The sequence below is a fragment of the Azospirillum sp. UENF 111221 genome (assembly GCF_058780625.1).
The window spans coordinates 592,927-605,501 of the sequence record NZ_JBSNCH010000002.1 but is presented as its reverse complement, the minus strand read 5'-3'; the positions used below and the strand labels follow the sequence as shown (position 1 = coordinate 605,501).

The window sequence follows — 12,575 nt, the reverse complement described above, 5'->3', positions numbered from 1 at the left end:
GTCGCGTCTCCCGTTGCTTTGGTTTTTTGGGTTTGGTTTTTGTGGTTCGCTTTTACGCCATCCGCCCGATCTCGCTGCGCGAGACGATCAGGCGCATGATCTCGTTGGTGCCTTCCAGGATCTGGTGGACCCGCAGGTCGCGCACGATCTTCTCCACGCCATAGTCCGCCAGATAGCCGTAGCCGCCGAACAGCTGGAGCGCGTTGTTCGCCACCTCGAAGCCGGTGTCGGTGGCGAAGCGCTTCGCCATCGCACACAGGCGTGTGGCGTCCTGGCTCTTCGCATCCAGCGCCGAGGCGGCGCGGTGGACGAAGGTGCGGGCGGCCTCAAGCTCCGTCGCCATGTCGGCGATGCGGAACTGGAGCGCCTGGAAGCGGTCGAGCGTCTGGCCGAAGGCCTTGCGCTCGCTCATGTAGGTCAGCGCCTTGTCCAGTGCCGCCTGCGCACCGCCGATGGAGCAGGCGGCGATGTTGATGCGGCCGCCGTCCAGCCCCTTCATGGCGAACTTGAAGCCCATCCCCTCCTGCCCCAGCAGGGCAGAGGCGGGGATGCGGGCGTCCTCCAGGATGACGGCACGGGTCGGCTGGGCGTTCCAGCCCATCTTGTGCTCGTTGGCGCCGAAGGAGAGGCCGGGGGTGTCCGCAGGCACCAGGAAGGCGCTGATGCCGCCGGGGCCGTCCTCGCCGGTGCGGGCCATGAGGAGGTAGAGTTCGGAGCTGCCGGCGCCGGAAATGAACTGCTTGGCGCCGTTGAGGACGTAACTGTCGCCGTCGCGCACGGCCTTCGTCCGCAGCGCCGCGGCGTCGGAGCCGGCATTGGCCTCGGTCAGGCAATAGCTGGCGAGCCAGTCCATGCGGGAGAGCTTCGGCAGCCAATGGGCCTTCTGCTCGTCGCTGCCGAAATTGTCCACCATCCCCGCCACCATGTTGTGGATGGAGATGTAGGAGGCGATGGTCGGGCAGCCCTGGCTCAGCGCCTCGAAGATCACCACGGCGTCGAAGCGGCTCAGCGCCGAGCCGCCATGCTCCTCCGACACATAGATGCCGCCCATGCCGAGTTCGCCGGCGGCGCGCAGGGTGTCGATGGGGAAATGCTTCTTCTGGTCCCACTCGACGGCATTGGGCGCCAGCTCGTCGCGGGCGAAGGACAACGCCATGTCGCGGATGGCGACCTGGTCTTCGGTCAGTTCAAAGGACATGCGTCACCTCGTGCAACCCCCCTCCCGCCAGAGGCGGGAGGGGGAATGTTACGCCCATCACTCCATGGTCGGGATGACGAAGCTGGCGCCTTCCTTGACGCCCGAGGGCCAGCGGGAGGTGACGGTCTTGGTCTTGGTGTAGAAGCGCACCGCGTCGGGGCCGTGCTGGTTCAGGTCGCCGAAGCCCGAGCGCTTCCAGCCGCCGAAGGTGTAGTAGGCGAGCGGAACCGGGATCGGAACGTTGATGCCGACCATGCCGACATCGACGCGGGATGCGAAGTCGCGGGCGGCGTCGCCGTCGCGGGTGAAGATCGCCACGCCGTTGCCGTACTCATGGTCGTTCGGCAGGGCCAGCGCTTCCTCGTAGGAGTCGGCGCGGACGACGGAGAGGACCGGGCCGAAGATCTCCTCCTTGTAGATGCGCATGTCCGGCTTCACCTCGTCGAACAGGCAGCCGCCCATGTAGAAGCCGTTCTCGTAGCCCTGCATCTTGAACTCGCGGCCATCGACCGCCAGCTTGGCGCCTTCCTTGACGCCGAGATCGACGTAGGACTTCACCCGCTCCAGATGCTCGGCCGTCACCAGCGGGCCGAAATCGGCGCTGCTGTCGGTCGACGGGCCGACCTTCAGGCCTTCCACCCGCGGGATCAGGCGGTCCATCAGGGCGTCGGCGGTCTTCTTACCGACCGGCACGACGACGGAGATCGCCATGCAGCGCTCGCCCGCCGCACCGAAGCCGGCGCCGATCAGCGCGTCGGTCGCCTGGTCGAGGTCGGCGTCCGGCATCACCAGCGCGTGGTTCTTGGCGCCGCCGAAGCACTGCACGCGCTTACCGGCCGCACAGCCGCGGTTGTAGATGTATTCGGCGATCGGGGTGGAGCCGACGAAGCCCACCGCCTTGATGTCACGGTCGTCGAGGATGGCGTCCACCGCCACCTTGTCGCCATGGACGACGTTGAGGATGCCCGCCGGCAGGCCGGCTTCCAGCATCAGCTCGGCCAGCTTGACCGGCACGCCCGGCGTGCGCTCCGACGGCTTCAGGATGAAGGCGTTGCCGCAGGCGATTGCCGGGGCGAACTTCCACATCGGGATCATGGCGGGGAAGTTGAACGGCGTGATGCCGGCGACGACGCCGAGCGGCTGGCGCATCGAATAGATGTCGATGCCGGGGCCGGCGCCGTCGGTGAACTCACCCTTCAGCAGATGCGGGATGCCGCAGGCGAACTCCACCACCTCAAGCCCGCGCTGGATGTCGCCCTTGGCGTCGACGATGGTCTTGCCATGCTCCAGCGACAGCAGCAGCGCCAGCTCGTCGTAATCGCGCTGGACGAGGTCGAGGAAGCGCATCAGCACGCGGGCGCGGCGCTGCGGGTTGGTGGCGGCCCAGCCGCGCTGCGCCTGCTTGGCGTTCTCGACCGCGGCGCGCATCTCCTCGACGCTCGCCAGCGGCACGCGGGCGCGCACCTCGCCGGTCATCGGGGAGTAGACGTCGGCGAACCGGCCGGACGTGCCGGAAACCAGCTTGCCGCCGATCAGGTGCTGAAGTTCGGTGGTCATCCTATTGTCCTCCCTCGGGATTGTTTGTCACCATGTGTACCCGGGCGGCCCTTTGGGGCGACCCGAAACTTTGCGCATCGGTTGTGCAGGAATGCAGCAAGGGGTGTGCAGGACGGCCGGGCGTGGCTGGTTCCGCGCTCGGCCACCCTGTCCCCAAAGGTGTGTGGAGAGTTGAAACCCCACCGCTTATAGTGCGCCCGCGCAGTCCGGACCGGAATTCGATCCGGGCCGTGCGGGGATTGCCGCAGAAACGGCGAAGCGGAATGGACATGACCAGCCACGAAGACGTCTTCGACACGCCGGAGACACGGCAGCCGACCATCCTGTCGGTCTACAACCAGAAGGGCGGCGTCGGCAAAACGACCACGTCGGTGAACCTCGCGCTCGCGCTGGCGGCGCTGGGCAAGAGCGTCGTGCTGATCGATTTCGACCCGCAGAGCAGCGCCACCAGCAACTTCCTGCTGCGCGACAAGGCCAAGGTCGGCATCAACGACCTGCTGCGCAAGGAAACCTTCGTCGAGGATGCCATCACCCCGACCGCCTTCGACGGGCTGTCGATGATCGTCGGCGCGCGCAAGCTGTACTCGCTGGAGCATGCGCTGGACAGCCGCGGCGGCTCGCAGCGGGGCTTGCGCAAGGCGCTGCATTTCTCGCGCAACCCGCCGGACTATGTCGTCATCGACTGCCCGCCGGCGCTGGGCCATCTGGCGGCCGGTGCCTTGGCGGCGTCGGACCGGCTGATCGTGCCGGTGTTTCCGGGGCGCTATGCGCTGGACGGGCTGCGCCGCACCTTGCAGGTGGTGGAGCATATCCAGAACGGGCTGAACCCCAGCCTGACGCTGGCCGGCATCCTGATGCTGTCGATCACCAACGACGAGGTCGGGCGCGAATCGCTGACGCAGCTGCGCAACGAGTTCCCCGACCAGATGTTCCGCACCGCCTTCCCCTATGACGTGGATGTGGTGAAGGCGACATACCGCCGTATGCCGGCGGCGATCTTCACGCCGGAAGGACGGACGACCAGCCGCTTCGCAGCCCTGGCCTGGGAGATCGTCCATGGCCGTGGCACCACGCCCGACGACGCCCAGCTGAAGCCGGCGCTGGAGCGCATCCGCGGGTGGCACGAGGCGACCGACACCTCCTACAGCGCGCGGCGCGCCTCCTCCATCGACGAGGGCGACGAGCCCGGCGGCAGTGCTGGCAACGGCGGGCGGCAGGCGGAGCGTGCGCAGTCCGCCGGCCGCGGCGGGATGGGGCTGGCGTTTGTGGGACTGGTGGTCGGGCTGGTGGCCGGCTTCGTGCTGGGGGCTGTCGCGGGCCAGCCGATCCTGGGCAGGCTGCTCGGGCTGGGGGGGTGAGCCGTTTCCTGTTCCGGGGCGGGCGGCTCCGGTCCGGTGGGCTGCTGCCTGCGCAAGGGTATCCGCAGCCATGCGGCAATCGTGGGGCGTTTGGCGGCGGGACGGCTTGGTTGAGGCTGGGGCTGACCTAAATCTCCCCGATCCGCGGCAGGGGTAGGCAAACACATTACCCCCTGCCGCCACCGACACGATCGAGACGGGAATTCCTAATGTCCGCTCTGTTCACGCCCTTCACGCTGAAGGACGTCACCCTGCGCAACCGCATCGCGGTTCCGCCGATGTGCCAGTACAGCGCCGTTGACGGCGTCGTCAACGACTGGCATCTCGCCCATTATCCCGGCCTTGCCCGTGGCGGCGCCGGTCTGGTGATCGTCGAGGCGACGGCGGTGTCGCCGGAGGGCCGCATCACGCCGGGCTGCACCGGGCTGTGGACTGACGCCCAGGCGGAGGGGATGGCGCGCATCGCCGCCTCCATCGCCGCCGCCGGTGCCGTTCCCGGCATCCAGATCGGCCATGCCGGCCGCAAGGCCAGCGCCAACCGCCCGTGGGAAGGCGACGACCACATCGCCGAGGGCGATCCGCGCGGCTGGGACACCCTCTCGCCGTCGGCGGTGCCCTTCGGCCATCATCTGCCGAAGGTGCCCAAGGCGATGACGCTGGACGACATCGCCCGCGTCCGCGCCGATTTCGTCGCCGCCGCCGTGCGCGCCCGCGATGCCGGCTTCAAGTGGCTGGAGCTGCATTTCGCCCACGGCTATCTCGGCCAGAGCTTCTTCTCGGTCCATGCCAACACGCGCACCGACCAGTATGGCGGCGACCTTGCCGGGCGCAGCCGCTTCCTGCTGGAGACGCTGGCGGCGGTTCGCGAGGTGTGGCCGGAAAACCTGCCGCTGACCGCCCGCTTCGGCGTGATCGAGTATGACGGGCGCGACGAGCAGACGCTGGCCGAATCGATCGAACTGGCCCGCAACTTCCGCGCCGGCGGGCTCGACCTGCTGAGCGTCAGCGTCGGCTTCTCCACCCCCGACGCCCATGTTCCGTGGGGGCCGGCCTTCCTGGCGCCGGTCGCCGAGCGGGTGCGGCGCGAGGCGGAGCTGCCGGTGGCGGCGGCCTGGGGCATCGATGCGCCGAAGATCGCCGACCGCACCGTCGCCGACGGGCAGCTCGATCTGGTGATGGTCGGCCGCGCCCATCTCGCCAACCCGCATTATCCCTACCGCGCCGCCAAGGAGCTGGGCGTCGAGCGCCCGTCCTGGGTGCTGCCGGCGCCCTACGCCCACTGGCTGGAGCGGTATCGGGCGACCGACACCGTCACGGCGGACTGACGCCAAGCGGCTCCGGGGGGGGCGGCTTCGGAGTGTGAACGCATAATCACCCTCTCCCGGGGCGGGAGAGGGTGATTATCGCCACCTGCGATGCTCGGTGAATGTTCGGTGAAGATTTGGTGACGGCGGCAACCGTCCCGTGTTCGGCGGGTTAAGCGATGGCCGTGCCGCGGACCGCATCCGGACGGTTCCGGCGCCGCGACCCGACCCTCTCGAACAGCGAGCACGACCATGTCGGACACCACACTGCCGTCTGGCGCTTCGCCGCCGGTTCGCGGTCCCAATCTCCACCAGAAGCCGCACTCCGCCCTGCCGGTGGCGTTCCTCGTCGTGCTGGCCGCCGGTCTCGGCTATGCGGTCCATGGCTTCGTCACCGACCTGCAACGGGTGGACCAGCCGCCGCTGGCGACGGGGGCCTTCCTGCTTCTCGGTCTGGCGCTGCTGATCGCGCTGGGCTTCGAGTTCGTCAACGGCTTCCACGACACCGCCAATGCGGTGGCGACCGTCATCTACACCCACAGCATGCCGCCGGTGCTGGCGGTGCTGTGGTCCGGCGCCTTCAACTTCCTGGGCGTGCTGCTGTCGTCGGGGGCGGTGGCCTACAGCGTCATCACCCTGCTGCCGGTGGAGCTGATCCTTCAGGTCGGCAGCAGCGCCGGCTATGCCATGATCTTCGCCCTGCTGATCGCCGCCATCATCTGGAACCTGGGAACCTGGGCGCTCGGGCTGCCCAACAGCTCGTCCCATGCCCTGATCGGCTCGGTCATCGGGGTCGGCCTCGCCAACCAGCTGATGGCGCCGGACGGGCAGGCGACCTCGGGCGTCGAATGGGGGCAGGCCTTCGGCGTTCTCCAGGCCCTGCTGTTCAGCCCGGTGATGGGCTTCGTGCTGGCCGCCATGCTGCTGCTGGTGCTGAAGCGCGCGGTGAGGAACCGGCGCCTGTTCGAGCCGGCCGACCCCAGCCGCCCGCCGCCGCTGTGGATCCGCGGGCTGCTGATCCTGACCTGCACCGCCGTGTCCTTCGCCCATGGCGGCAACGACGGCCAGAAGGGCATGGGGCTGATCATGCTGATCCTGATCGGCGCGGTGCCCACCGCCTATGCGCTGAACCGCACCATGCCCGACAGCACCACCCCAGCCTTCATCGAGACCACCCGCCGGGCCGAAGCGGTCCTGCGCTCGCATGCCGACGGGCGGCAGCCGGCGTCGGCGGAGGAGGCGAGGCGGATGGTCGGCGACGCGCTGCGGACCAAGGAGCTGAACCGGCCGGAGGTCTATGGCGCGCTGGCCGTGCTGTCCGCCGACATCGCCCAGGGCGTGCAGAGCTATGGCGCCATCAAGCATGTGCCGGCGGAAGCGACGTCGAACATGCGCAACGACATGTATCTGGCCGCCGATGCGGTCCGCCTGCTGCCGAAGGCCGGTGCCAGCCTGCCCGATGACGAGGCGAAGACGCTGAAATCCTATCAGGAGGCGCTGAACGCCGGCACCCGCTTCATTCCCGACTGGGTGAAGTTCTCGGTGGCGGTGGCGCTCGGGCTCGGCACCATGGTCGGCTGGCGCCGCATCGTCGTCACCGTCGGCGAGCGGATCGGCAAGCAGCATCTGGCCTATGCCCAGGGCGCCTCGGCGGAGATCGTCGCCGCCGGCACCATCGGGCTGGCGGAGATCTACGGCCTGCCGGTGTCGACCACCCACATCCTGTCGAGCGGCGTCGCCGGCACCATGGCGGCGAACGGGTCCGGCCTGCAATGGAGCACGGTGCGCAACATGGCGATGGCCTGGGTGCTGACCCTGCCGGCCGCCATCATGCTGGCCGGCCTGCTGTACTACCTGCTGCGCCACCTGTTCTGAGCCCTGGCCGGCGCGGGTCCCGCCGGCCTCCCCACCGGACTCAGGGCGCCGTGGGGCCGGCGGGGGCGGCGGGCTGAACAAGGCTGAGGCCCAACCGGCCGCGGGCGAAATTCAGGTAGCTGACGGCCTGCGCCTGATCGCCCCGGCTCCAATACCATTCGGCGGCGGACAGGGTGGTGCTGATGGTGCCGACCTCCGACGTCGAGGGAACCTTGCCCCGGGCCTCCTTGAGCAGCAGGGGAAAGCGTTGGGCGAGGTCGGTGGCAGCCGGCTGGGCCGCGGCGGCGGTGGACAGGACGATGCCGGCGGCGACCAGGGCCGGGAAGAGCGTGTTCATGGCGTGTCCTCGATCTTGAGCAACCTGTACCGCCGCTTCGCCGTCAACCGTCGGCCGGCGAAGAGGGGGCGGTCGGAAAAAGACTCTCAGATCTCTGTTACGCTTCGGCGAACCGACCACTGCTCCGGAAGGACTAAAAGGGGAGGCAAAAGGAGGGGCGGCCCCCAGGGTTTCCCCGCAGGCCGCTTTCTCCCGGCCGCTCCCCTCTGCGCTCAGCCGGCTTCGGCTGCGGAGGAGGCGCTCCACAGGTTGATGCCGGCGTCGGCGACGGCGTGGCTGTCGATCTCGGCCAGTTCCTCCGGGCTGAAGGACAGGCTGTTCAGCGCGTCGAGCGAGTTGTCGAGCTGCTCGACGTTCCGTGCGCCGATCAGGGCGGAGGTCACGCGCGGGTCGCGCAGGACCCAGGCGATGGCCATCTGCGCCAGCGTCTGGCCGCGCCGCTTGGCGATGGCATCGAGCGCGCGGATGCGCTCCAGATTCTCCGGCGACAGGAAGTTGGCGCGCAGGCTGCCGCCCTTGGCGGCGCGGGCATCGGCAGGCTGGCCACCGAGGTACTTGCTGGTCAGCATGCCCTGGGCCATCGGCGAGAAGGCGATGCAGCCCATGCCGAGATCCTCCAGCGTGTCGAGCAGGCCGCCTTCAACCCAGCGGTTCAGCATCGAGTAGGAGGGCTGGTGGATCAGGCAGGGGGTGCCCAGCTGCTTCAGGATGCCCGCCGCCCGCCGCGTCATCTCCGGCGAGTAGGAGGAGATGCCGACATAGAGCGCCTTGCCCTGGCGGACGATGTGGTCGAGCGCCCCCATCGTCTCCTCCAGCGGGGTGCGGGGATCGACGCGGTGCGAATAGAAGATGTCGACGTAATCCAGGCCCATCCGCGTCAGGCTCTGGTCCAGGCTGGAGACCAGATATTTGCGCGAACCCCAGTTGCCGTAGGGGCCGGGCCACATCTCGTAGCCGGCCTTGGTCGAGATCACCATCTCGTCGCGGTAGGGCCGGAAATCGGTGGCGAGGATGCGGCCGAAATTCTCCTCCGCCGAGCCCGGCGGCGGGCCGTAATTGTTGGCGAGGTCGAAATGGGTGACGCCGCGGTCGAAGGCCCGGCGCAGCACGGCGCGCCCGGTGGCGAACACGTCGGTGCCGCCGAAATTCTGCCAGAGCCCCAGCGAAATGGCCGGCAGGTCGAGCCCGCTGCGGCCGGTGCGGCGGTAGCTCATGCTCCCATAGCGCTGATCGGCGGCGAGGTAGGGCGGCTGCATGGCGAACTCCCGTTGTGATTCTTGGTGATATATCAGCATAGGGCGGCGGTGCGTCGGTGCGCAATGGCCCCGCCGGCCATATCACTCCCGGCGTTTGGCCCCGGGTGGCGAGGCGCAGACCTTGCGCACGCAGCCGCGCAGCCAGCGGTGGGCCGGGTCGGCGTCGAGGCGGGGGTGCCAGATCAGGGAGACGGTCACTTCCGGGGCGGGGAAGGGCAGGGCGAAGCCGTGGAGACCGGCGCGCAGCCCCTCGGTGTGCCGTTCGGGGACGCTGACGATCAGGTCGGTGCCGCGCACCAGCGCCAGCGCCGCGGCGAAGCCGCCGACCGTCGCGACCACGTCGCGCCGGAGTCCGAGCCGGTCCAGCGCCTCATCCACCAGCCCGCGGTCGTCGCCCCGCCGCGACACCAGCACATGGCGGCCGGCGGCGAAGCGCTCGGCGGTGATCCCGCCCGCGGCCAGCGGATGGCCGGGGCGGACGACGCCGATGAAGCGGTCGTGGAACAGGGCCTGGGTGCGCAGTTCCGGCCCGCTGCCGGCGGAAACCACGCCGGTCTCCAGATCGACCGAGCCGTCGCGGAGCGGGCCGCTGTCCTTGTCCGGCTTGGCCAGAAAGCGGATGCGGACGCCGGGCGCCTCGGCGGCGACCAGGGTGAGCAGGGCCGCGCCATAGCTTTCGACGAAACCGTCGCTGGTCCGCAGGGTGAAGGTGCGGGCCAGCCGGCCGACGTCGAGAGTTTCGGCCGGGCGCAGCGCCGCCTCCGCCTCCTGCACCAGCAGGCGCACGCGGTCGCGCAGGTCGAGCGCGCGGGGCGTGGGGACGAGGCCGCGCCCGGCCCGGACCAGCAGCGGGTCGCCGGTCGCCGCGCGCAGCCGCGCCAGCGCCCGGCTCATCGCCGACGGGCTGAGCCGAAGCCGGCGCGCCGCACCGGCGACGCTGCCCTCCGCCAGCAGGGCGTCCAGGGTGACGAGCATGTTGAGGTCGGGTGCGGTCATGCGCCGGAGCGTAGCACGGGCCGACCGCCGCCGCTGCCGGGACAGCAGCTGGAACATGGCGTCCGATGCACGAATACAGTGCGGATGCTGCGCGTTCCGCCATGCCACCCCGCGCCCTAGCCTGGATGCCTGTCATTCGGGAAGGAGAGGCGTCATGAGGGAAGCGGTTGCGGAGCAGGCCGCGGAGGCGGCGGGCGGACCGGCGCGAGGGCTGGTCGCGCAAGGGGGATTGGCGGGGCTGGCGCTGGCGATGCTGCTATCGTCGCTCGGCATCAGCATCGCCAATGTCGGGTTGCCGGCGCTGGCGCGGGCGTTCGACGTGCCGTTCCGCGAGGTCCAATGGGTGGTGCTGGCCTATCTGCTGGCGATCACCACGCTGATCGTCGGGGTCGGGCGGCTGGGCGACATCGTCGGGCGGCGGCGCCTGCTGCTGGCCGGGATCGCCCTGTTCACGGCGGGCTCCGCCGCCTCCGCCGCCGCGTCCGGCCTGTGGATGCTGGTCGCGGCCCGGGCGGTGCAGGGGCTGGGGGCCGCCGCGATGATGGCGCTCGCCACCGCCTTCGTCGGCGATGCGGTGCCGAAGGAGCGGATCGGCCGGGCGATGGGGCTGATGGGAACGACATCGGCGGTCGGCACCGCGCTCGGCCCGACGCTGGGCGGCCTGCTGATCGCGGCCTTCGGCTGGCCGGCGATCTTCCTGGTCACCGTGCCGCCGGGCGTCGCGGCCTTCCTGCTGGTGCGGCGCTGCCTGCCGGCCGACCGGAGGGAAATCCGGTTGGAGACCCGGTTGGAGACGGGGCGTGGAGCGGGGCGGGGGAGCTTCGATTTTCCTGGCACGCTGATCCTGGCCCTGACGCTGGGGACCTACGCGCTGGCGATGACCGGCGGGCGCGGCGGCTTCGGCTGGTCCGAGGTGACGCTTCTGCTGGCGGCGGTGGCCGGGTTCCGGCTGTTCCTGGCGGTGGAGGCGCGGACGGCGTCGCCGCTGCTGCGGCTGGAGATGCTGCGCGACCGGACGCTGTGTGGGCGCCTGGCGATGAGCCTGCTGGTGGCGACGGTGCTGATGGCGACGCTGGTGGTGGGGCCGTTCCACCTCGCCCATGCCCTGGGGCTGGAGACCGGCATGGTCGGACTTGCCATGTCGGCCGGTCCGCTGGTGGCGGCGCTGACCGGCGTGCCGGCCGGACGGGTCGTCGACCGCTTCGGCGCGGCGCGCATGACCATCCTGGGGCTGAGCGCCACGACGGGCGGCTGCGTGCTGCTGGTGCTGCTGCCGGCGACGTTGGGCGTGGCCGGCTATGTCGGGCCGCTGGTCGTCGTCACCGCCGGCTATGCGCTGTTCCAGACCGCCAACAACACGGCGGTGATGGCGGATGTGGAGAAGGACCGCCGCGGCGTGGTGTCGGGTGTGCTGAACCTGTCGCGCAATCTGGGGCTGGTCACCGGCGCCTCGGTGATGGGCATGGTGTTCACGCTGGGGGTGGGAATGGAGGTGGCCGTGGCGGCGCCGGACGCCGTCGCCGCGGGAACCCGGACGACCTTCGCCGTCGCGGCCGGGCTGATCGCCGTGGCGCTCCTCCTGGCGGTCCGGACGGCGGGGCGGCGGTGACGGCGGGGCCGAGCACACCGCGATTGCGCTCCGGCCATCGGGTGCCGGTCATCTGGTATCGGTCATGTGGCATCGGCCAGCCATGAAATCCACAAAGGCGCGGACGCGGGCGGGCAGCGGGCCTGGACCTCCGAGATAGACGGCGTGGATGTCCTCGCTGCCGCCGGGGTTCATGTGGTCCAGCACCGGCACAAGCGCACCGGCGGCGATGTCGGTCTCCACCTGGAAGCGGGCCAGACGCGCCAGCCCGACGCCGCCCAGCGCGAGCAGGCGCGCGGCGTCCCCGTCGCTCGCCCGTGCGGCGATGGGCGGCATATGCTCCCCGATCTCTTCGTCGCTTGCAGTCCTGAAAGGCCAGCCGCCGATGGCGCGCGGGAAGGTCCAGCCGATTCCCCTGTGGCGGGCAAGCTCGTCCGGGTGCCTCGGCGTCCCATGCCGCTCCAGATAGGCGGGGGAGGCGACCACGACCATGCGGGTGCTGCCCAGCTTGCGGATCATCAGGCTTGAATCGCGCAGCGGGCCGGTCCGGATCGCGACATCGGCCCGCTCCTCCATCAGGTCGACCACCGCGTCCGACAGCACAAGGTCGATGGTGACGCCGGGATGGGCGGCCAGGAATTCGGGCACCAGCGGGATCAGGTGGCGCATGCCGAAGGGGACATTGCTGTTGACGCGCAGATGTCCACGCGGCGCCGCACCGGCCGAGGCCTCCCGCTCGGCCTCCTCCATCTCTCCCAGGATCCGCACCGCGCGGGCGTGGAAGGCCTGGCCTTCCGGCGTCAGGCTGAGCCGTCGCGTCGACCGGTGGAGCAGCCGCGTGCCCAGCCGTGTCTCCAGCCGCGTGATCAGCTTGCTCACGCCCGATGGCGTGAGGCCGCAGGCACGGGCCGCCGCGGTGAACCCGCCGAGATCGACGACCCGCGCGAAGACCTCCATCTCGGCCGCCCGGTTGACATCCATCCGCGTCACGACGATGACCCCGCGTCACAAGTCCTGGGACTGGCGGCAGCCTAATTCACAGCTGCTCCGTCGGCTATATCGTTGGCAGGCGGCCGCTTCCATCGCCCACCATCATCGGCGCGACC

10 protein-coding genes are annotated in these 12,575 nt (G+C 70.0%); 4 read left to right on the top strand and 6 right to left on the bottom strand.

Features of this window, described 5'->3' with window-relative positions:
- Positions 1–52: 52 nt before the first annotated feature.
- Positions 53–1,198 carry an acyl-CoA dehydrogenase family protein gene (locus ACWPN3_RS07400; protein ID WP_492243803.1) on the bottom strand — a complete coding sequence of 382 codons (1,146 nt, stop codon included), beginning with the start codon at positions 1,196–1,198 and terminating at the stop codon, positions 53–55.
- Positions 1,199–1,255: 57 nt separating this feature from the next.
- A complete protein-coding gene (locus tag ACWPN3_RS07395) occupies positions 1,256–2,755 on the bottom strand; it encodes a CoA-acylating methylmalonate-semialdehyde dehydrogenase (RefSeq protein ID WP_492243804.1) in 1,500 nt (499 codons plus the stop codon).
- A 269-nt stretch (positions 2,756–3,024) separates the two neighbouring features.
- Here ACWPN3_RS07395 and ACWPN3_RS07390 point away from each other — a divergent pair, with 269 nt between their 5' ends.
- The 3 genes from ACWPN3_RS07390 to ACWPN3_RS07380 all read left to right on the top strand — a co-directional run bounded on the left by ACWPN3_RS07390 (position 3,025) and on the right by ACWPN3_RS07380 (position 7,292).
- Positions 3,025–4,113, top strand: a complete 1,089-nt coding sequence (locus ACWPN3_RS07390) for a ParA family protein (RefSeq protein ID WP_492243805.1) — start codon at positions 3,025–3,027, stop codon at positions 4,111–4,113.
- A gap of 209 nt (positions 4,114–4,322) precedes the next feature.
- Positions 4,323–5,438: an NADH:flavin oxidoreductase/NADH oxidase gene (locus ACWPN3_RS07385; RefSeq protein ID WP_492243806.1), complete on the top strand. Its 1,116-nt coding sequence runs from the start codon at positions 4,323–4,325 to the stop codon at positions 5,436–5,438.
- 231 nt (positions 5,439–5,669) lie between these two features.
- The gene (locus ACWPN3_RS07380; protein WP_492243807.1) at positions 5,670–7,292 is read left to right on the top strand and encodes an inorganic phosphate transporter; all 1,623 of its coding nucleotides are present in this window, start codon (positions 5,670–5,672) and stop codon (positions 7,290–7,292) included.
- A gap of 40 nt (positions 7,293–7,332) precedes the next feature.
- On the opposite strand, the gene ACWPN3_RS07375 is transcribed toward ACWPN3_RS07380, so the two are convergent.
- From ACWPN3_RS07375 to ACWPN3_RS07365, 3 genes are all read right to left on the bottom strand, one after another.
- On the bottom strand, positions 7,333–7,629 hold the full coding sequence (locus ACWPN3_RS07375; RefSeq protein WP_109449364.1) for a hypothetical protein: 297 nt from the start codon (positions 7,627–7,629) through the stop codon (positions 7,333–7,335).
- Positions 7,630–7,841: 212 nt separating this feature from the next.
- Positions 7,842–8,885: an L-glyceraldehyde 3-phosphate reductase gene (gene mgrA / locus ACWPN3_RS07370; RefSeq protein WP_492243808.1), complete on the bottom strand. Its 1,044-nt coding sequence runs from the start codon at positions 8,883–8,885 to the stop codon at positions 7,842–7,844.
- An 81-nt stretch (positions 8,886–8,966) separates the two neighbouring features.
- Positions 8,967–9,881, bottom strand: a complete 915-nt coding sequence (locus tag ACWPN3_RS07365; RefSeq protein WP_492243809.1) for a LysR family transcriptional regulator — start codon at positions 9,879–9,881, stop codon at positions 8,967–8,969.
- A 154-nt stretch (positions 9,882–10,035) separates the two neighbouring features.
- Between ACWPN3_RS07365 and ACWPN3_RS07360 the strand changes: the two genes are divergently transcribed.
- Positions 10,036–11,490 carry an MFS transporter gene (locus ACWPN3_RS07360; protein ID WP_492243810.1) on the top strand — a complete coding sequence of 485 codons (1,455 nt, stop codon included), beginning with the start codon at positions 10,036–10,038 and terminating at the stop codon, positions 11,488–11,490.
- A gap of 48 nt (positions 11,491–11,538) precedes the next feature.
- Here the strand turns inward: ACWPN3_RS07360 and ACWPN3_RS07355 are convergent, their stop codons facing one another.
- Positions 11,539–12,450: a LysR family transcriptional regulator gene (locus ACWPN3_RS07355; RefSeq protein WP_492244004.1), complete on the bottom strand. Its 912-nt coding sequence runs from the start codon at positions 12,448–12,450 to the stop codon at positions 11,539–11,541.
- Between the last annotated feature and the right edge of the window lie 125 nt (positions 12,451–12,575).

Excerpts from the sequence above, each read along its gene's own strand:
- ACWPN3_RS07400 (WP_492243803.1), bottom strand. The coding sequence starts at position 1,198 with ATGTCCTTTGAACTGACCGAAGACCAGGTCGCCATCCGCGACATGGCG.
- ACWPN3_RS07395 (WP_492243804.1), bottom strand. The coding sequence starts at position 2,755 with ATGACCACCGAACTTCAGCACCTGATCGGCGGCAAGCTGGTTTCCGGC.
- ACWPN3_RS07390 (WP_492243805.1), top strand. The coding sequence starts at position 3,025 with ATGACCAGCCACGAAGACGTCTTCGACACGCCGGAGACACGGCAGCCG.
- ACWPN3_RS07385 (WP_492243806.1), top strand. The coding sequence starts at position 4,323 with ATGTCCGCTCTGTTCACGCCCTTCACGCTGAAGGACGTCACCCTGCGC.
- ACWPN3_RS07380 (WP_492243807.1), top strand. The coding sequence starts at position 5,670 with ATGTCGGACACCACACTGCCGTCTGGCGCTTCGCCGCCGGTTCGCGGT.
- ACWPN3_RS07375 (WP_109449364.1), bottom strand. The coding sequence starts at position 7,629 with ATGAACACGCTCTTCCCGGCCCTGGTCGCCGCCGGCATCGTCCTGTCC.
- mgrA (WP_492243808.1), bottom strand. The coding sequence starts at position 8,885 with ATGCAGCCGCCCTACCTCGCCGCCGATCAGCGCTATGGGAGCATGAGC.
- ACWPN3_RS07365 (WP_492243809.1), bottom strand. The coding sequence starts at position 9,881 with ATGACCGCACCCGACCTCAACATGCTCGTCACCCTGGACGCCCTGCTG.
- ACWPN3_RS07360 (WP_492243810.1), top strand. The coding sequence starts at position 10,036 with ATGAGGGAAGCGGTTGCGGAGCAGGCCGCGGAGGCGGCGGGCGGACCG.
- ACWPN3_RS07355 (WP_492244004.1), bottom strand. The coding sequence starts at position 12,450 with ATGGATGTCAACCGGGCGGCCGAGATGGAGGTCTTCGCGCGGGTCGTC.